A 20,156-nucleotide genomic window follows, 5' to 3' on the forward strand; every position below is an offset into this window, starting at 1 on the left:
AATTTCAAAAAAAACGAAACAACTCATTCATTCGCCCTATTTTCATCATATGAAAAAATTACTCTTTTTACTTTTTTTTACAAGCATTATATCTTTAAACGCTCAATCCAAACCTAAAGGTTTTTTTGAACTTTCTACACCCATAAAAATGTGGGTAATATTTCATCCGTTTAAAGCAAAAAAATCTTACCAAATAGCATTAGAAACTAATAAAGTATCTGATTCTATTGCCAAAACAAATGCACTAGATAAAGACAAAAGTGGCGGACAAGTAGATGCGTTTAGACATGCATATTGGTTGGCACGCTTAAAACAAGATTTGGGAGAAAAAGCTGCACGCTCTTTAGGTGAAGCACATGAAAAAGACAACTACATTACTTACAAAGAAAGAAAATTAGAAGATGGTGTTGTGCCCGATGAAATTTCTTCTGAAATGGATTTATATAACAACGAACAAGGTTTAAAATTAATACAAAAAAAGAGTAAAATCTCTAGAAAAAACCTCATTCATAAAATTGTTAACGCCATTAAAGAAGGTAAAATGAAAATTATTAAGAAAGATAAAAAAGGACGTTTTTTAACTTGTAAAGGTAAAATTATCTCCAAAGAAGAATTAAAAGGAAAATGGAAAAACAATAAATGCTTGGTGTCTTCTAACGTTAAAAATTAACAGTTTTGTCATTTTTTGTTAAAGGTTAAACCAATTTATTTAAAACAATTCTAAATACTATTGAAAACGTTGTAAATTCTTTGTTTGCGTAACTGTTTACCCTTATTTTTGTACACTAAATTAATAATTAATTATACAATGGGCGGATTTTTCAAATCTTCAATTGGAAGAAAAGTGGCAATGGCACTTTCAGCATTTTTTTTAATGTTCTTCTTACTTCAGCACTTAGCAATTAATATTTTATCAGTTGCAAACCCAGATTTATTTAATGAAGTTTCGCACTTTATGGGTACAAACCCGGTTGTTCAATTTGCATTGCAACCTGTTTTAATTTTTGCAGTTGTTTTTCATTTTGTAATGGGTTTTATCCTAGACATCAAAAATAGAAAAGCAAACGGTGCTAAATATGCTAAAAACAATGGTGCTGCAAACTCAACCTGGTTTAGTAGAAACATGGTAATTAGCGGAATTACAATTTTAGCTTTCGTTTTATTACACTTTATTGATTTTTGGTTTCCAGAAATCAATACAAAATTTATACAAGGAGATTGGTCTGGTACCATGCCTGGTGTAGATGGCTTTAGATATCACGAAGAATTGGTGCATAAATTTATGAATCCAGCAAGAGTTGTTGCTTATGCAGTTGCTTTTGTTTTCTTAGGCTTACACTTAGCACATGGTTTTACCTCTGCTTTTCAATCTGTAGGTGCTGCATCTCTTCGTAAAAAATTAGAGAAAGTAGGTATTGCTTATTCAGTAATCGTTCCTTTCGGCTTTATTTTTATTGCATTATATCATTTTTTTAACCATTAATCTTAAACAATTATGGCTTTAGATTCAAAAGTACCTCAAGGTCCAATTAAAGATAAATGGACAGATTATAAAAATAAAATTAACTTGGTAAATCCTGCCAACAAACGTCATATAGATGTTATTGTGGTTGGTACAGGTTTAGCAGGTGGTTCTGCTTCTGCAACTTTAGCAGAATTAGGCTACAATGTAAAAGCATTTGCTTATCAAGACTCTCCAAGAAGAGCGCACTCTATTGCCGCTCAAGGAGGAATTAATGCAGCTAAAAACTATCAAGGAGATGGAGATTCTACTTACCGTTTATTTTACGATACTGTAAAGGGTGGAGATTATCGTTCTCGTGAAGCAAACGTTTATCGTTTGGCAGAAGTTTCTGCAAATATCATCGATCAATGTGTAGCACAAGGTGTACCTTTTGCTCGTGATTATGGTGGTTTATTAGACAACCGTTCTTTTGGTGGAGTTTTAGTTTCTAGAACTTTTTACGCAAAAGGGCAAACGGGTCAACAATTATTATTAGGAGCTTATTCTGCCATGAACAGGCAAATTGCTCGTGGTAAAATTGAAATGTTTAACAGACATGAAATGTTAGACGTTGTTATTGTTGATGGTAAAGCAAGAGGAATTATTGCACGTAATTTGGTTACAGGAGAAATAGAGCGTCATTCTGCACATGCAGTTGTAATTGCTTCTGGTGGTTATGGAAACGTTTATTTCTTATCTACAAACGCCATGGGTTCTAACGTAACTGCAGGCTGGAAAGTACATAAAAAAGGAGCTTATTTTGCAAACCCTTGTTATACACAAATTCACCCAACTTGTATACCACGTTCTGGAGATTATCAGTCTAAATTAACCTTAATGTCTGAATCTTTAAGAAATGATGGACGAATTTGGGTACCAAAACATTTAAAAGATGTTGAATCTATAAGATCAGGAAAATTAAAACCTACGCAATTAAAAGAAGAAGATAGAGATTACTATTTAGAAAGACGTTATCCTGCTTTTGGTAATTTAGTACCAAGAGATGTTGCTTCTAGAGCAGCAAAAGAACGTTGTGATGCTGGTTATGGTGTAAATGCAACTGGTGAAGCTGTGTATTTAGATTTTGCAGCATCTTTTGTAAGATATGGAACAGAGCAAGCGAAGATTCAAGGTATTTCTAATCCTTCAGAAGCAAAAATAAAAGAATTAGGTCAAGAAATTGTAAGAGCAAAATACGGGAACTTATTTCAAATGTACGAGAAAATCGTTGATGAAAATCCGTATGAAACACCTATGATGATTTATCCTGCAGTACATTACACAATGGGTGGTGTTTGGGTAGATTACAACTTAATGACTACCATTCCAGGTTGTTATGCAATTGGAGAAGCAAATTTCTCTGATCATGGTGCCAACAGATTAGGTGCCTCTGCATTAATGCAAGGTTTAGCAGATGGTTATTTTGTATTACCATATACCATTGGAGATTATTTAGCTGATGATATTAGAACAGGAAAAATTTCTACAGATACACCAGAATTTGAAGCTGCAGAAAAAGAAGTAAAAGAAAGAATTGATTTCTTTGTTAATAATAAAGGAACCCATTCTGTAGATTACTACCACAAAAAATTAGGTAAAATTATGTGGGATAAATGTGGTATGTCTAGAAACGCAGAAGGTTTAAAATCTGCTATCGAAGAAATTTCTGCATTGCGTAAAGATTTCTGGGAAAATGTAAATGTACCAGGAACAGATAAAGAATATAATGAGCAGTTGGCAAAAGCAGGTAGAGTTGCAGATTTCTTAGAATTAGGAGAGTTGTTTGCTAAAGATGCTTTAGTAAGAGAAGAATCTGCAGGAGGACACTTTAGAGAAGAGCACCAAACTCCAGAAGGAGAAGCAAAACGTTTAAAAGAATTCCAATTTGTTTCTGCTTGGGAATATAAAGGTGAGCCAAAAGATGCAGTATTGCACAAAGAAGAATTGGCTTACGAAAATATAGAAGTAAAAGAAAGAAGTTATAAATAATGTAGTTTATGGTTGATGGTTGTTAGTTTATGGAAACAACAACTAACAACAAACAACTAAAAACCAAAAACTAATAAAAATGAATTTAACACTTAAAATTTGGAGACAGAAAGACGCTAATTCAAAGGGTCAAATGACAGATTATAAAGTATCTGAAATTTCAGAACACATGTCTTTCTTAGAAATGATGGATGTTTTAAATGAACAGATCATTAATAAAGGTGAAGAACCTGTTGCTTTTGATCATGACTGTAGAGAAGGAATCTGTGGTATGTGTTCTATGTATATTAATGGTGAAGCACATGGTCCAGATAGAGGCGTAACAACCTGCCAACTACACATGCGCATGTTTAAAGATGGCGATACTATTACTATTGAGCCTTGGAAAGCAGCTGCTTTTCCTGTGGTAAAAGATTTAGTTGTAGACAGGTCTGCTTTTGATAGAATACAACACGCTGGTGGTTATATTTCTGTAAATACTTCTGGAAATACGCAAGATGCGAACTCAATTCCTATTGCCAAAGAGGCTGCAGACACAGCAATGGATGCTGCAACTTGTATTGGTTGTGGTGCTTGTGTAGCAACTTGTAAAAATAGCTCTGCAATGTTATTTGTAGGTGCCAAAGTTTCTCAATATGCATTATTACCACAAGGACAAGTAGAAGCTGCAGATCGTGTGAAAAACATGGTAGCTCAAATGGATTTAGAAGGTTTTGGGAACTGTACCAATACAGGTGCTTGTGAGGTAGAATGTCCTAAAGGAATTTCTTTAGACAACATTGCAAGAATGAATAGAGAATTAATGAAAGCTTCTATTTAAAAACATAAGTGATTGCGAGGTACGAAGCAATCTTTTAATTAAAAATAAAAAACCCAAAACGAATTCGTTTTGGGTTTTTTATTTAAACTCCTTAAAAAAAGTACTTGGACTAATTTTTAAAAACTCTAATATATTTAAAAGTCTTAGCAAATCTAACTTTGTGGTTCCTTTTTCTACTTTAAAGTAACCATTTTCTCCTATACCTAAATAATTACAAATATCCATTTGGGTTACTCCTTGTGCTTTTCTTTCTGCAATAATTTTGTCTAAAATAGCAAAATACGTTTTATTGATATTTGAATTTTCTTTTTCTTTTTCTTTTTCTTTTTCTTTTTCTTTTTCTTTTTTATTCATAATAGCATTTATTTTAAACAAAAATACCACTAATTTTTTAAATATTTATTTCCATTTTGGAGTAGCTGAATTCAGGGATGCAACACCTATCCCTGAATTCAGCTACTCCAAAATGGAAGGGTAGTTTCTTTGGTTTTTAAAATAATGTTTACGTAATTTGAAAAAAAGAAAAACTATGAAAAGGAAAGAGTCTAAATTAAGTATGTAAAATACTTACCTATTGTAAGTTGAAACCCTACCCTTTCCACCTCTTTTTTTTATTATTTACAGCACTACTAAACTATTTTAAGGAAGTAGAAAAAAGTATAAACCATAAAAAAACATCCGCTTGCGGAAAAACATAAAAAATCTTGCAAATAAATTATAATTTAAACCAAATGCCTATGTAAAGCCATAAACAACAAACAGAGGAAGTGTTACAAAAGTAATTCTTTTTCTACAAGTTTTTAAAGATTTTTAGACTTGTTTACTCACTTAAAATCTTAAAAATTTCAATTAATAAACCCAATTTAAATGGGTAATAAAATTTAAAAAATGAAAAAAGTAATATTACGCATGGCAGTAATGATGCTTTTAATGTCATTTACAAACAAAAAAACTACTAATACTAATGTTGATGAAATTTTCTCACCAGAATGCTTTGATTTTGCTGATGAAATTATAGAAGAACTAAATATGGCAGGTTGGTCTTTTGATGATTATGAACTTCAACACAGCTTTTGGGAAGCACAGTATGACTGGTGTGAATCAACAACGGATTATGACGAATTTCAATTTCCAAATTAATATTTATAATTAATGAAGGCATATCTACAAGTTTTATTATTTATTATTTTAATAAATAATTCATTTAGTCAAAAGAATAATTTTATTGCAGAATATAAGTTGATTTACAAGCCAATAAAGTTTGATTCTTTAACAAAAAAGAAAAGTAATAATGAAAATGTTGAATTTCAAAAATATTTTAAATCTTTGATTTATAATTTAAAAAATGCTGGGAACTCGTTGGAAAATATTAGTTATAAATTAGAATTTAATAAACAGGCATCATCATTTACAATAAACCCAATTTTAGAAAGTGATATTTCAAGAGGCAAGCTTTTAAGAACTATGTTAGGTATAAAAGATGAAACTTATTTCACTAATGATGAATCAATAATAAATAATAAAAACTCATATGGTGAGGACTTTCTTGTAGATATGCCTAAATTAAAATGGAAAATATTTAATAAAAAAAAGAAAATTGGCAATTATTGGTGTTATAAAGCAACTACTATAGTTTACAGAGAAAATTCTAAAAAAAAATTTAACAAAACTGTGACTGCTTGGTTTACACCAGAAATATCTTACAATTATGGTACGAAAAATTATTCTGGTTTACCAGGTCTTATTGTTTTATTGAAAGAAAATGATAATATAAGTTTGCAATTAGTTAAAATTCAAGAAAAAAGATATAGTATATTATCTAAACCTAAAAAAGGAAAAAAAATATCCGAAAAAGAATTTAAAGCATTGAGCAAAAAAATGTATGAGAATAGAAAGAACTAAATTAATATAAAATTATTTTTTTTACGCTTTTACTTTAGATTATCATGAAAAAAGTCACACAATTATTTTTTTTATTAGTGTACAATTGCTTCTTCGCCCAAAAAGTAACCCTTTCTGGTTCTGTAAAAGACAGCTTACAAAACCCAATGCCTTATGCCAATGTTATTGCAAAACCCAAAGATGTTTCTAAAAACCTGCAATTTGCTATTACAGATAACGAGGGTTTTTACAAATTGGTTTTAGAACAAAAAGATACTATTACTATAAGCATTTCTTATTTGGGCTACAAGCCCATAGAATATCAATTTATTGCGCTTAAAAACACTAAAAAAGATTTTGTTTTGCAACAATCTTCAGAAAGTTTAGATGAGATTGTTATAGAAATGCCAGTAACTGTTAAAGGAGATACCACCACTTATAAAACAGACAAGTTTATAGATGGTTCTGAGAGAAAACTTAAAAACGTTTTAAAAAAATTACCAGGTGTAGAAGTTTCTAAAAACGGTACTGTTACTGTACAAGGCAAAAAGGTTACCAAAATGTTGGTAGATGGCAAAAAGTTTTTTGGTGGCAACTCTAAATTGGCTGTAGAAAACATACCAGCAGATGCAGTTGGCAATGTAGAAGTTATAGACAATTACAACGAAGTCGCTTTTTTAAAAGGCTTAACAGATTCTGACGATATGGCAATGAACATTAAGCTAAAAGAAGACAAAAAACGCTTTGTTTTTGGTGATGTAGAAGCTGGTAAAGGAAACAAAGATTTCTACAAAACCAGCGCCAATTTATTTTATTATGCACCCAAAATAAATGTAAACTTTATTGGAAACCTAAATAACGTAAACGAAAAAACATTTACGTTTAGAGACTATTTAAGTTTTTCTGGTGGCATAAACAGTGTTTTTAGTGGTAATTTTAATTGGAGAGGTGGAGATTTTTCTCAGTTTATGCAAAGTAATGATGTTGTAAAAAGCAATCAAAAATTTGGGGCTTTAAATATTACAAAAACAGCTTCTTCTACATTAGACGTTTCTGGTTTTGCCATTTTTTCTAGCAGCAATATTGGTAATTTTAAAGAAGATTTTAATGAGTACAATACCTTTACAGAGCAAAGAACCAACAATACAAATGCAGATAATTTACTGGGAATTGGAAATTTAAATATAGAATTTACACCCAATTCTAAAGAAAAATGGTATGCACGTTCTCAAGTAAAAAGAACCAACAACACACAAATAAATAGCTTAAATTCTATAGTAAATGCCACAGAAAACAACATACAAACCAACAGAGATTTAACAGCAACGTACATTAATCAAAATATAGAATGGCACAAAAGACAGAACGAAAAACACACATTTTCTAGTGTTTTTAACTATGTTTTTGATAAAAGTAATAAAAACGCATTTTGGGAAACCCAAAACCCAATTTTACAAGGTTTAATTCCTACAGATAATAGCCAAAATCTAATTAGAATTTTACAAGAAAAAAATACCCAAGAGCAAAATATAGATGGTGTTTTTAAGCATTTTTGGGAGTTGAATAATGCGAATCATATTTATACAACTGTAGGGAATAAGTTTTTAAGCGAAGATTTTTTTACAGAAGATAGCCAACTATTAGATAATGAAAGTAGCAATAATTTTAATACCAATGGTTTTGGAAATAATTTAAATTTTAAATTAAATGATCTTTTTGCAGGTGTACATTATAAATTTGGAACAGGCATTTTTACTTTTAAACAAGGTGCTTTTGTGCACAATTACAATTGGCAAGTAAACCAACAAACACAAACTACCAATAATAAATGGGTAGTTTTGCCAGATTTTTTAGCTAAAATTGAGTTTAATAAATCTAAAAAAATCACCATTAATTACAATTTAAAAACCTCTTTTTCGGATGCTAGTAGGTTTGCAAATCAGTTTTATTTACAGTCGTATAATTCGGTTTTTAGAGGAAATGAAAATTTAGAAAACAACTTATATCATGCAGCAAGAATTTATTATAGCCGATTTAGTTTGTACAGAGGTTTAATGCTTTTTGTAAATTTAAATTACAACAAACAAATACAAGGCGTTAGAAACACCGTTGCTTTTGATGTTAATAACGCAGATCCTGCTCAGAGAATCAACCAGTTTTTAACGGCAAAATTGTTTCAAAATCCATCCGAAGATTTGAGAGGAAATATTCATTTAGAAAAAAGCATAAAAGACATAAAATATAAGTTTGATGTTGGTTTTAATAATAGCAATTACTTACAAGAAATAGACAACAACCTACAAACCAATAAAAATAACAGCTATAATTACGAGGTTGGTTTTGAAACGATGTTTGATAATTTTCCAACCATAGAACTAGGAATCAGCAGAGATATTGGGAAATTTACATCGCCTTTAAACACTTCTAAATTTATTACCACAGAACCTTTTGCAACAATAGATTATAACTTTTTAGAAAGTTTTATTTTTAATTTCGATTACAGAAAAAGTATTTACGAAAATAAAGATTTAGGACAAAAAAACACCTACGAAATTGCCAATACAACACTTTCTTATAAAAAAGAAGACTCTGCTTGGTCTTACAAAATATCTGCACAAAATTTATTTAATGCGCAGTTTAAACAAAGTAATCGCTTTTCAGATTTTATAGTTTCCGACAGTAAAACTTTTATTTTACCAAGAATTATTATGTTTAGTATTGGGTATAATTTGTAAATTTCAGTCTACAGTCTACAGTTGGCAGTCGCAGTTTACAGAGTTTAGCTGACTGCTAACTGTAGACTGAGTTACTGAAAACTATTTTACTTCCTCCCAAAATCTGCAGGAATTTCTCCCCAAGCTTTGGTTTCCCATTTTAAAATAGGGTTTTTAAACGTGTTTTCTTTCAACCAATTTTCTGCTCTTTTAATCAATTCTAAAAGTTCTTTATTTTCATTATTAAAAGACAATTTGGTTTTGCATTTTTTCTGACGAATCCAGCTCATGGCAATTTTAGAATCTGAATAAATAGGTATATCTTCTTTCTTTTTCGACTTTAACAATGCTATTCCATGCACCAAAGCTAAAAACTCTCCAATATTATTGGTTCCTTTCTTAAACGGGCCTTTTCTAAAAATTTCTTGTTTGTTATGAGTAAAAACACCTCTATATTCCATTTTGCCAGGGTTTCCTGCACAAGCAGCATCTACAGAAATGCTTTTTAAAATAGGTGCACCGTATTTTTCTTTTTCAGCTATAGAAAGTGTAGGTTTTTTCGTGTTTTTTCCTTTATAATCTTCATATTTTCCTTTAGATGCAATTTCAGCTTCGTCTAAATTTGCAAAAGATTTATATTGTGCGTTCTCAAAACCATCAATTTGCTTTTTACAAACCGCCCAAGAAGAAAAAACACCTTTTCTTCTACCATTCCAAACAACATAAAACTTCTTTTTAGCCATTATCAGATAAAATTACCTCTTCTATTACTTTTGGAAAATAACGTTGCTCTAAAACATGAATTTTTTCTGCAATTTTTGCTGCTGTATCCTTTTCATTTAAAGCTGTTTTTGCTTGAAAAATAATGGCTCCCTCGTCATAATGCTCATTTACATAGTGAATTGTAATCCCAGTTTCCGTTTCTTTATTTTCTTTTACAGCATTATGCACATGCATTCCATACATACCTTTGCCTCCATAATTAGGCAATAAAGCAGGGTGAATATTTATAATTTTATTGGGAAAAGCATCTACAATTTTCTGCGGAATTCGCCATAAAAAACCCGCCAAAATAATGTAATCTGCTTGTTCTTTTAGACGATTTAGTACAGTATCTGTCTTAGAAAAATCGACTCTATTAAAGTGTAAACATTTAATATTTAAGTTTTTACATCTTTCAAAAACTTTGGCATGTTCATTGTTACAAAACACTTGAGTAACCTTAGCGGTTTTAGTGTGATTAAAAAACTTTATAATATTCTCTGCGTTCGATCCAGAACCAGATGCAAAAATAACAATACGCTTCATATCTATCTTTCTAAGCTACAAAAAAAAGAATAATTATTAACAAACCGATTATTTTTAGAAAAGATTAAATATTTTTCTTTACTTTTAGTAATCATTTTTCGGTCAAAAATTAGTTATAATTAATAAGATTTGTATTTTTGCCGAGATTTAAAATTTAAAATTAAAAAAATTATGTCAGACATTGCATCAAGAGTAAAAGCTATTATCGTAGACAAATTAGGAGTAGACGATAACGAAGTAACAACAGAAGCTAGCTTCACAAACGATTTAGGAGCAGATTCTTTGGATACTGTTGAGTTGATTATGGAATTCGAAAAGGAATTCGATATTCAAATTCCAGACGACCAAGCTGAAAATATTGGAACAGTAGGTCAAGCAGTTAGCTATATAGAAGAAGCAAAAAAGTAAAATTTATATGCAATTAAAACGAGTTGTAGTCACTGGACTTGGCGCATTAACGCCAATTGGTAATAATATAGAAGAATATTGGAACGGCTTAGTTAACGGCGTTAGCGGAGCAGCACCTGTAACATATTATGATGCTGCCAAGTTCAAAACTCGTTTTGCCTGTGAATTGAAAAATTTTACGGTTACCGACTTTATCAATAGAAAAGACGCCCGTAAAATGGATAGATTTACGCAATATGCAATGGTTGCCTCAGATGAAGCTATTGCAGATGCCAAACTAAATCTAGACGAAATTAACAAATTGCGCGTTGGTGTAATTTGGGGAGCAGGAATTGGTGGTTTAGAAACTTTCCAGAACGAAGTATTAAACTTTGCTGATGGAGATGGTACACCTAGATTCAATCCTTTCTTTATTCCAAAAATGATTGCAGATATTGCGCCTGGAAATATTTCTATTAAAAATGGATTTATGGGCCCAAATTATACTACAGTATCTGCTTGTGCATCTTCTGCAAACGCAATGATAGATGCCTTAAACTACATTAGATTAGGTACTTGTGATGTTATTGTAACTGGTGGTTCTGAAGCCTGTGTTACTATTGCTGGTATGGGTGGTTTTAGTGCAATGCATGCTTTGTCTTCTAGAAACGATGATCCAAAAACAGCTTCAAGACCTTTTGATGCTGAAAGAGATGGTTTTGTTTTAGGTGAAGGCGCAGGAGCAATTGTATTAGAAAGTTATGAACACGCTAAAGCAAGAGGTGCTAAAATTTATGCAGAAGTAATTGGTGGAGGAATGTCTTCTGACGCTTACCACATTACTGCACCACATCCAGAAGGAATTGGTGTAATTGCTGTAATGAAAAACTGTTTAGAAAATGCTGGTATTAAACCAGAAGAAGTAGATCACATTAACACACATGGAACTTCTACTCCACTTGGAGACGTTGCAGAGCTTAAAGCAATCTCAGAAGTATTTGGAGACCATGCAAAAAACATCAACATTAATTCTACAAAATCTATGACTGGGCATTTATTAGGTGCTGCTGGTGCTATAGAGTCTATTGCTTCTATTTTAGCAATGGAACATGGTATTGTGCCACCAACCATAAACCACGCCAACATAGATGAAAATATAAACCAAGAATTAAACTTAACTTTAAACAAACCTCAAAAACGAGAAATTAACGTTGCCATGAGTAATACGTTTGGGTTTGGCGGACACAATGCTTGTGTTGCCTTTAAGAAATTAGATGAATAATCTATGGGGTTTATTCGTAATATCATAGAATCTCGATCAGAAGAAGATTTACAATTATATCACGAATTAAAAAAACTGCTCAATTTTTCTCCAAGAAAAATTAATCATTACAAAAAAGCATTTACACACAGGTCTGTGCAAATGTTAGATAAAAAAGGGATTCCTATAAACTATGAACGTTTAGAGTTTTTAGGAGACTCTATTTTAGGTTCTGTAATTGCCGCCTATCTTTATAAAAAAGTACCTAAAGGAACAGAAGGTTACTTAACGCAAATGCGCTCTAAAATTGTTAGTAGAGAACATTTAAATGAACTCGGTAAAGATTTAAACCTTATTCAATTTGTAAAAAGTAATATAGACCAGGCCAATGTTGGCGATAATATTCATGGAAATATTTTTGAAGCACTAATTGGCGCTATTTATTTAGACAAAGGCTATAATTTTTGTCAAAAATTTATTTACAACAAAGTGATTGTACCTTATGTAGACATTGAAAAACTAGAGGGAAAAATTACAAGTTACAAAGGTTTAATTATAGAATGGTGTCAAAAACAAAAGAAAAAATACAATTTTGATACTTACGAAGATACTGGTAATGAACCTGTAAAACACTTTAGTGTAAGAATTAGTATAGATGGTATACAAATAGCTAAAGGTAGAGCTACCTCTAAGAAAAAAGCAGAAGAACAAGCATCTAAACGTGTTTATTATGTTTTTCAAAAAGAAATTTCTTTAAATTAAAACGATAACGTTTTCGTTAAATTAATAGTAAAAGCTCGCAAACTATTAGTAAATTAGCAAGATTAAATGCACTAAACGTTTACTTACAAATATGCCAGTTCATGCTTTAGATTTAAATGATTTTTGTGAAGAAGCATATGCTTTAATAGGTATACATACTTCATTAGAAGATTATAGGCTGGCTTATTTATTAAATAAAAACTTAAAAACACATTTTACCAAATCTAAAGAAGATTTAGTGTACACAAAAGAAGGTGTAAAAGCCTCTTTTTCAATCTATAATTATACAAGTAAAGTGTATGATTTTGAATGGTTTTTAATTGCAAACAGTTACAAAAAAGAAAACCAGACGGCGCTTAACGAACTGTTGCTAACAACAGAAACAAAAACGTATTTAATACCAGAAAAAAAGAAAATAGATTTTTTTATAAAAATATCTGGAGAAACCAACAATAATTATGTTGTTGAACAAATAAATAAAATAAAATGTATTGAGCAAGTAATAACCGCTTACACAATAGAGAAAACCACATTAAAGTCTAAAGACCATTTAATATTTTAAATATGGAATTATATAAAAAAACTAAAATAGTTGCAACCCTAGGTCCTGCAATAAATACCAAAGAAAAAATGAAAGATTTAGCCGTTGCTGGTGTAAACGTTTTCAGAATAAATTTTTCTCATGCAGACTATGATGTTGTAAAACAAAACGTAACTAGGATTAGAGAAATTAATGAAGAAAATGGTTTTAACGTTGCCATCTTAGCAGATTTACAGGGCCCTAAGTTACGTGTTGGTGTAATGGAAGATGATGTTATTTTAAATGATGGTGACAACTTTACATTTACTACAGAAAAATGCATTGGTACCAAAGAAAAAGCATTTATGACCTACCAACGTTTTCCTAAAGACGTAAAAGTTGGGGAACAAATTTTAGTAGATGATGGTAAATTACTTTTTGAAGTAGTTTCTACAGATAAAGACAAAGAAGTAGTGGTTAAAACTATTGTTGGTGGTCCTTTAAAATCTAAAAAAGGTGTAAACTTACCAAATACAGCTATTTCCTTACCTGCTTTAACAGAAAAAGACAAACAAGACGCCGTTTTTGCATTAGGTTTAGAAGTAGATTGGATGGCACTTTCTTTTGTGAGAACACCAGAAGATTTAAGAATGCTGCGTGATTTAATTGCAGAACATTCTGAATATAGAGTGCCTGTAATTGCAAAAATAGAAAAACCAGAAGCAGTTGCTAATATAGACTCTTTAATACCGTATTGTGATGGTTTAATGGTAGCTCGTGGAGATTTAGGTGTAGAAATACCAATGCAAGACGTACCCTTAATTCAAAAGAAATTAGTAAGACGTGCAAAAAGAGCAAGAATTCCTGTAATTATTGCTACACAAATGATGGAGACCATGATTGAAAACTCTGTACCAACAAGAGCAGAAGTTAACGACGTTGCCAACTCTATTATGGATGGTGCCGATGCTGTTATGCTTTCTGGAGAAACTTCTGTAGGTAAAAATCCATTAAGAGTTATTCAAAAAATGACAGAGATTATTACAGCCGTAGAAAACTCTAGAATGATTAAAGTACCACATGATGCACCACATATTAGAACAAGTAGATTTATTACAAAATCGGTATGTCATCATGCAGCCTCTATGGCAAATGATATTGGTGCAACTGCAATTTCTACATTAACTAGAAGTGGTTATACAGCCTTTCAAATTTCTGCTTGGAGACCACAATCTAGAATTTTGGCGTTTTCATCAGAAAGAAGAATTTTAGGAAAACTAAATTTACTGTGGGGCGTAAAAGCATTTTATTATGACAAAAGATTAAGTACAGATGATACTGTTGTAGATATCAATAAAATAACAAAAGACAAAGGATACGTAAACCAAGGCGATTTAATGATTAATCTTACCTCTATGCCAGTAGAAGCAGAGGGAATGGTAAATACATTAAGAGTTTCTGAAATAGAGTAAACAACTATTTTTTAAAATATTAAAAAAGCATTTTGAGTATTCAAAATGCTTTTTTTATGCTAAAAATTTAATATTTCTTAAAAATAACACAAGCATTTACGTCTCCAAAACCAAAACTAGCTTTGGCTAAATAGGTAATATTTGTATGCAGTTTTTTTACAGGAATTTTCTCTTTCGCTATTAAATTAGTTATTTCTGGGTGTATATCTTCACAATTGATATTTGGAAATACAAACTGCTCTTTTACTTGTAAAATACAAGCGACAGTTTCTATAGCGCCAGCAGCTGCTAGGCAATGCCCCACTTGAGATTTTAAAGAATTTATATAGGGAAAATTAGTGCCGTGTCTTTGCAACGCTTTGGTCCAGTTTTCTATCTCTAAACAGTCTTTACTTGTAGCAGTTAAATGTCCGTTAATTACATCAATATCATTTGCAGAAATATTAGCATCTATAATTGCATCTTTAACACACCTTTGTACCGCTTCTGCATTTGGCGCAGTTAAAGTACCACCATTTCTTTGTCCGCCAGAATTTATGTTGCCACCTAAAACCTCTGCATAAATCGTTGCATTTCTTGCCAAAGCACTTTCTAAAGATTCTATAACCAAGGCTCCTGCTCCACTTCCTGGAACAAAACCAGCGGCAGTTGCACTCATAGGTCTTGAACCTTTTTCTGGAGAATCATTATGTTTATAACTCATTACGCGCATTGCATCAAAACCACCCCAAGTGTACAAACTACTATCGCTAGAACTACCTACCAACATTCGTTTTGCCTTGCCAGATTTTATACGATTAAAACCCAATAACAAGGCTTCTGTACCAGTTGTACACGCAGATGAATTTGTAGTTACTTGGTTGCCCAAACCTAACATACCACCCAAATACGCAGAAATACCACTAGCCATTGTTTGCAATACAGAAGTACTTCCTAATCGCCTTACTTTTTGATCATCTATTTTATAAATAGATTCTCTAAATTTTTCAATTCCAGAAGTTCCAGTGCCAAAAATTAAACCACTATCGTAATCTAAAGACGAATTTTCATCAACAGAAAACCCAGCATCTTTCCAAGCATCAACACCTGCCATAACGCCATATAAAATGGAAGTACTATTAAAGCCACGCAACTGTAAAGCAGATAAATATTCGGCTTTTTTTTCTTCAGAAACGTCTGGAATGCCGCCAATACAACAAGAAAATCCTTTGTCTTTTAACTGTTGATGAAATGTAATTCCAGATTTACCAGATTTTATGGCATTTGTAAAATCTTGCAAACCCACACCATTTGGCGCCACAACTCCTAAACCTGTTATAACAACTCTTGTTTTCAATTTTTAAATATTTTTAGATACAGAAATTACAAAGCTTACTTTTTACTTCACTTTTTATTTTTAAAATTTTCCCTTTGGGAAATGTCCTGAAAGGACAATGGGATAATCATTCCAGAAATTTCTCCTCTACAAACCAATTCATTTTCAGCATTCATCATTTTTACTTTGCATTTTAATTTGTTAAATCTAAAATACACTTTTTCAGAAATTACGGTTACTTTCTCACCTGGTAAAACTGTTTTATAAAAATCTACTTGATTAGAGGTTAAAGCAATTTGTGGTTTTACTTCGGATGAAATTTCATCCTTTAGTAAAAAAATGCCCAAACAAACCACACCAATTTGCGCCATAGTTTCTGTTAAAATTACACCTGGTGTAATTGAATTTTCTTTAAAATGCCCTTTGTAAAAAAATTCGTTTTGTTTAAATGTATAGTTTCCTGTAATTCCGTTTTCTGAAATTGCTGTAAGCTCATCAACAAACAAAAAAGGTGATGTATAAGGTAAGCACTTTATAATTTCTGCTGGTTTCATTTTGTTCTTTTTAACAGACCTCATAGGTTTTAAAAACCTGTGAGGTCTTGTTTTAGAATTATTCTAAAGTTAATAATTCTAAAATAATTACTTCTTTAATTTTATGAGAATCAATAAAATTTTGTTTGTCTTCAAAAATATTTATAACCTCTTCTCTTAATAAACTTGTAGGTTTACTTGATAAAATTGAATAATACGAAGAATGTTTATACTTCCTAAAATTATCAACAAAATTATGATGTGTTGGATTTAAATGAATATATAAAACCAAATTCTTTAAATATTCTTCATTATCTATCTTAACTCTAGAAAACCGGTCTTTAAATAAACTCCCACTTCTACCGTACTTTTTATTAATACTTTTAGAATATGCGTTAAACAAATTAGAAAAAGATTGAGAGATTTCTTTTGATAAAACTCTTTCTTTAGTTTTTATGATAAAATGAAAATGATTTTTTAACAAACAATACACTAAAATATCAGAAGTTTTGGAAAGGTGTTTTTTTACCAACTTTAAAAAATAATTATAATTCTGTTCTTCAATAAAGATGTTTTCTTTATTGTTTCCACAATTATAAATGTGATAAAAAGAGTCTTCGACTAAAACTTCGTATTTCATAAAAATTCCTTTTTCAGACTTCATAGGTTTTAAAAAACCTGTAAGGTCTAAATTACCATTCTAACAAAACGCGTTGTGCAGAAAAACCTGGCCCAAAACTTAGCATTATTCCACGTTCTCCTTTTTCCGGATTTCTATCCATAAAACGCTCTAAAACATACAATACAGTTGCACTAGACATATTGCCATACAAACGCAAAACTTCTTTTGTGTCTTTTATATTTTTACCTAATTTACCAAATAAATCTTCTACAGTTTGTACAATTTTTTTACCTCCTGGATGAAAAATTAAATGATCTATATCTTTAATAGTTAGCTTGTTTTTTTCTAAAAACGGATGAATAATATTTGGAAAGTGTTCTGCAATTTTTTGGGGTACTTCTTTATCTAGTATCATTTGCAAACCTGTGTTTACCAAATTAAAACCCATCATTTTAGTGGCATCATAAAAATGATACATTTCTTCATCTATAATTTTTGGCCCTTCATCTTCATTATAAGAAGAGAGAATTACGCTAGAAGCACCATCACCAAAAATGGCGGCGCTTACAATGTTTGTCATAGAAAAATCATCTAATTGAAATGTTGCTGTGGGTGCCTCTACTGCAACTACAGCTGCTCTTTTATTAGGATTTGCTTTTAAGAAATTTTTTGCATAAATAATACCAGAAACACCAGCTGCACAACCCATTTCTGTAACTGGTAAACGTACAATGTTTTGTTTCATGCTTAATGCATTTATTAAATAAGCATCTACAGAAGGAATCATAATTCCTGTGCAACTTACGGTAATGATATAATCTATATCTGTTGCTTTTAAATTGGCCTTTTCTAAGGATTTTGACAGCGATTTTTCAGCTAATTTTACAACTTCTCTCGCATAAATATCGTTTTTTTCTTGAAAAGATGTGGCCATAAAAACTTCTTCAGGGTCCATGATAGAATAGCGTTTGTCTACTGCTGCACCTTCAAAAAGTTTAATTACTTTTCTTTTAAAACGTGTTTCCTGCCCTTGCATCCACATTTCTACAAACGGAATAATATCTTTAGTTTCTCTATAATATTCTGGCAATTGTTTTGCTACAGCTGTTATTTTTACACTCATATGTTTTCTCTATATTTTAGCATAACTTTAAAAGTTCTTAAAAGAATATTTTTATAGTTTTCTAAATTCTGTCTGTTTACATTTTTTGCTTTTTAAGCGTCCAACTCCAACGAAATGCCCATTTCCAAGCAATTTCTACTGCTTTAATATTAGGTTGCGTTTGTTTTAGTTGATTAGACATTGCTTCTAAATCTTGCTTTTTAAATCCTCTTAAAACAGAAACCAAACCGTCATGAATAATCATTTTATTGCTTATAAAAACAGCTAATAATTTAAATAAATAGTACGCCATTTTATGCCTGTGTAAATCGTTTACAATTATGGCTATTTTTGTTTGTTTTAAAGTATTTTCTAAAAAAGAAACCAAAGGTTTTTCTTTAAAATGATGAAAAAACAAGGTGGCTAAAACAATATCAAACTGTTGTTTTTTAAAATCATCAGAAAAAATATCTTGTATTTTAAAAGACAATTCTGGAAAATCTGTAGATAATTCATTGGCATATGCAATTGCTGTTGGGTTTGCGTCTAAACCAATCAACTTAAATTTATACCCTTTTTTTCTGCCAAATTTTGCAACATCACGTAAAATGTCTCCATGCCCACAACCTAAATCTACAATGGTAATTTCTTTTTCTTTTGGATGCTTTTTTAAAACTGCTTTTACTGCATTTACAGTAACTAAATTACCGCCTAACCAACGATTTATATTTTCTAATTTATCTAAAACATCGCGCAGCAAATTGCCACCAATAGAAAAATCATCCATCATTTCTTCTTGGTCAGATCTTTTGGAAGTGTCTACTAAAAAAGCCATTATATTTTCATGGGTTTACCGTGGGTTTGTTTTATAATTAGCGGTAACAAAAATGGAAGTTTTTTTAAAACTTGTAATAAAAAGGAAGCTATGTTATCTTTTCTAAACAACATGGCTATAAAATGCCCAGTTTTTAAGCGCAAACTAAATTTTTTGTTCCACTGTCTAATATATTGTTTTTCTAGCATTTTTCTATCTTTAACTTTTCCGTTTAAATAATTTAGAATCAATTTAGATGCTATTTGTGAAGATTGTACGGCCATACTCATTCCATTTCCACAAAGTGGATGAATCATACCTGCAGCATCACCAGACATTAAAATATGGTTTTCTACAGGTTTTTTAGTGGCAAAAGAAATTTGACTGATAGAAAGCGGTTGCTCCCAATTGGGTTGGGAATTCTTAAATATTTCTTTTAAAAATTGGTTTTTAAAAACCACTTGTTCTTGAAAATCTGCAATATTTTTATATTTTTTAAATGCTGAAAAACTAGTGATATAACACAAATTAATTGCATTGTTTTCTACTTTAGACACCCCACAATAACCGCCTTTAAAATTATGAAGTGCTACTAAATTTTGCTTAAAATTACCTTTAACATGTATTTTTACACCTAAATATGGCGATTTTTTTTTGATAAAATCACGGTTCATTTTAACATCAAGTACACTTCGTTTCCCAAAAGAACCAATTGCTATTTTTGCTTTAAAATAATTATTTTCTTTGGTTTCAACTGTAAAGCAATCATCTTTAAAACTTATATCTACAACGGTATCTTGTAAAATGGTTACTCCGTTTAATTGGGCTTTTTTATACAATTCTAAATCTAAAGTATACCGTGAAATACCAAAACCACCCAAAGGTAATTTTGCTGCAATTACTTTGTTTTTTGTGGTTGATAGTTGGAATTCATCAATTTTTACAGCGCCAAATTCAAACGGATTTACGTCTAGAAAATCTAAATAAGGTAAAACTTCATTAGAAATATATTCACCACAAACTTTATGTTTTGGGTAGCTGTTTTTTTCTATCAATAAAACTTTTTTGCCAAATTTAGAAAGGTGAATTGCATTGCATAAACCCGCTAAACCACCGCCAATTATTACTATGTCTAAATTTGTATTCATTCTT

The 20,156-nt window shown here is 30.9% G+C and carries 21 protein-coding genes; 12 read left to right on the plus strand and 9 right to left on the minus strand.

Features of this window, described 5'->3' with window-relative positions:
* Positions 1–49 precede the first annotated feature (49 nt).
* From Q0762_RS01060 to Q0762_RS01075, 4 genes are all read left to right on the plus strand, one after another.
* On the plus strand, positions 50–670 hold the full coding sequence (locus tag Q0762_RS01060) for a hypothetical protein (protein ID WP_298762754.1): 621 nt from the start codon (positions 50–52) through the stop codon (positions 668–670).
* Between the two features lie 138 nt (positions 671–808).
* On the plus strand, positions 809–1,483 hold the full coding sequence (locus tag Q0762_RS01065; RefSeq protein WP_298762756.1) for a succinate dehydrogenase cytochrome b subunit: 675 nt from the start codon (positions 809–811) through the stop codon (positions 1,481–1,483).
* A 12-nt stretch (positions 1,484–1,495) separates the two neighbouring features.
* Positions 1,496–3,493 (plus strand): fumarate reductase/succinate dehydrogenase flavoprotein subunit, encoded by a 1,998-nt coding sequence (locus tag Q0762_RS01070; RefSeq protein WP_298762757.1) that lies wholly within the window; start codon positions 1,496–1,498, stop codon positions 3,491–3,493.
* 79 nt (positions 3,494–3,572) lie between these two features.
* Entirely contained in the window at positions 3,573–4,313 is a 741-nt protein-coding gene (locus tag Q0762_RS01075) for a succinate dehydrogenase/fumarate reductase iron-sulfur subunit (protein ID WP_298762758.1), read from the plus strand.
* A gap of 78 nt (positions 4,314–4,391) precedes the next feature.
* Here Q0762_RS01075 and Q0762_RS01080 read toward each other — a convergent pair whose 3' ends face one another.
* Positions 4,392–4,667, minus strand: a complete 276-nt coding sequence (locus Q0762_RS01080; protein WP_298762759.1) for a helix-turn-helix domain-containing protein — start codon at positions 4,665–4,667, stop codon at positions 4,392–4,394.
* Positions 4,668–5,201: 534 nt separating this feature from the next.
* On the opposite strand from Q0762_RS01080, the gene Q0762_RS01085 reads away from it, so the two are divergent.
* Genes Q0762_RS01085 through Q0762_RS01095 form a run of 3 tightly spaced genes read left to right on the plus strand, consistent with a single transcriptional unit; the run spans position 5,202 to position 8,929 of the window.
* Positions 5,202–5,453, plus strand: a complete 252-nt coding sequence (locus tag Q0762_RS01085; protein WP_298762761.1) for a hypothetical protein — start codon at positions 5,202–5,204, stop codon at positions 5,451–5,453.
* Positions 5,454–5,465: 12 nt separating this feature from the next.
* Positions 5,466–6,215, plus strand: a complete 750-nt coding sequence (locus tag Q0762_RS01090) for a GLPGLI family protein (RefSeq protein ID WP_298762764.1) — start codon at positions 5,466–5,468, stop codon at positions 6,213–6,215.
* A gap of 44 nt (positions 6,216–6,259) precedes the next feature.
* Complete coding sequence (locus tag Q0762_RS01095) at positions 6,260–8,929, plus strand: carboxypeptidase-like regulatory domain-containing protein (protein WP_298762766.1); 2,670 nt, start codon at positions 6,260–6,262, stop codon at positions 8,927–8,929.
* Positions 8,930–9,015: 86 nt separating this feature from the next.
* Here the strand turns inward: Q0762_RS01095 and Q0762_RS01100 are convergent, their stop codons facing one another.
* Both Q0762_RS01100 and Q0762_RS01105 read right to left on the minus strand, forming a co-directional pair.
* Positions 9,016–9,651 carry a ribonuclease H family protein gene (locus Q0762_RS01100; RefSeq protein WP_298762768.1) on the minus strand — a complete coding sequence of 212 codons (636 nt, stop codon included), beginning with the start codon at positions 9,649–9,651 and terminating at the stop codon, positions 9,016–9,018.
* On the minus strand, positions 9,644–10,216 hold the full coding sequence (locus Q0762_RS01105; RefSeq protein ID WP_298762769.1) for a phosphoribosylglycinamide formyltransferase: 573 nt from the start codon (positions 10,214–10,216) through the stop codon (positions 9,644–9,646). Before Q0762_RS01105 ends, Q0762_RS01100 begins: the two co-directional genes overlap by 8 nt.
* Positions 10,217–10,387: 171 nt before the next feature.
* Here Q0762_RS01105 and Q0762_RS01110 point away from each other — a divergent pair, with 171 nt between their 5' ends.
* The 5 genes from Q0762_RS01110 to pyk all read left to right on the plus strand — a co-directional run bounded on the left by Q0762_RS01110 (position 10,388) and on the right by pyk (position 14,618).
* The gene (locus tag Q0762_RS01110; RefSeq protein ID WP_004569249.1) at positions 10,388–10,624 is read left to right on the plus strand and encodes an acyl carrier protein; all 237 of its coding nucleotides are present in this window, start codon (positions 10,388–10,390) and stop codon (positions 10,622–10,624) included.
* A 7-nt stretch (positions 10,625–10,631) separates the two neighbouring features.
* Positions 10,632–11,885 carry a beta-ketoacyl-ACP synthase II gene (gene fabF / locus Q0762_RS01115; protein ID WP_298762770.1) on the plus strand — a complete coding sequence of 418 codons (1,254 nt, stop codon included), beginning with the start codon at positions 10,632–10,634 and terminating at the stop codon, positions 11,883–11,885.
* Positions 11,886–11,888: 3 nt separating this feature from the next.
* The gene (gene rnc / locus Q0762_RS01120; protein ID WP_298762771.1) at positions 11,889–12,626 is read left to right on the plus strand and encodes a ribonuclease III; all 738 of its coding nucleotides are present in this window, start codon (positions 11,889–11,891) and stop codon (positions 12,624–12,626) included.
* A 91-nt stretch (positions 12,627–12,717) separates the two neighbouring features.
* Positions 12,718–13,188, plus strand: a complete 471-nt coding sequence (locus tag Q0762_RS01125) for an IPExxxVDY family protein (RefSeq protein WP_298762774.1) — start codon at positions 12,718–12,720, stop codon at positions 13,186–13,188.
* A 2-nt stretch (positions 13,189–13,190) separates the two neighbouring features.
* The gene (gene pyk / locus Q0762_RS01130) at positions 13,191–14,618 is read left to right on the plus strand and encodes a pyruvate kinase (protein ID WP_298762776.1); all 1,428 of its coding nucleotides are present in this window, start codon (positions 13,191–13,193) and stop codon (positions 14,616–14,618) included.
* Between the two features lie 67 nt (positions 14,619–14,685).
* On the opposite strand, the gene Q0762_RS01135 is transcribed toward pyk, so the two are convergent.
* From Q0762_RS01135 to Q0762_RS01160, 6 genes are all read right to left on the minus strand, one after another.
* Positions 14,686–15,954, minus strand: coding sequence for a beta-ketoacyl synthase (locus tag Q0762_RS01135; RefSeq protein WP_298762778.1), 1,269 nt, complete (start codon positions 15,952–15,954; stop codon positions 14,686–14,688).
* A 47-nt stretch (positions 15,955–16,001) separates the two neighbouring features.
* A complete protein-coding gene (locus tag Q0762_RS01140) occupies positions 16,002–16,487 on the minus strand; it encodes a hydroxymyristoyl-ACP dehydratase (protein WP_298762780.1) in 486 nt (161 codons plus the stop codon).
* 58 nt (positions 16,488–16,545) lie between these two features.
* Positions 16,546–17,130 carry a transposase gene (locus Q0762_RS01145; RefSeq protein WP_298762782.1) on the minus strand — a complete coding sequence of 195 codons (585 nt, stop codon included), beginning with the start codon at positions 17,128–17,130 and terminating at the stop codon, positions 16,546–16,548.
* 28 nt (positions 17,131–17,158) lie between these two features.
* A complete protein-coding gene (locus Q0762_RS01150) occupies positions 17,159–18,211 on the minus strand; it encodes a type III polyketide synthase (RefSeq protein WP_298762784.1) in 1,053 nt (350 codons plus the stop codon).
* Positions 18,212–18,287: 76 nt separating this feature from the next.
* Positions 18,288–19,025, minus strand: a complete 738-nt coding sequence (locus tag Q0762_RS01155) for a methyltransferase domain-containing protein (RefSeq protein ID WP_298762785.1) — start codon at positions 19,023–19,025, stop codon at positions 18,288–18,290.
* A complete protein-coding gene (locus tag Q0762_RS01160; protein ID WP_298762786.1) occupies positions 19,025–20,152 on the minus strand; it encodes an NAD(P)/FAD-dependent oxidoreductase in 1,128 nt (375 codons plus the stop codon). Before Q0762_RS01160 ends, Q0762_RS01155 begins: the two co-directional genes overlap by 1 nt.
* Positions 20,153–20,156: the final 4 nt, after the last annotated feature.

This window comes from uncultured Polaribacter sp., from assembly GCF_947495205.1.
In the GTDB taxonomy this organism is placed as follows: Bacteria; Bacteroidota; Bacteroidia; order Flavobacteriales; family Flavobacteriaceae; genus Polaribacter.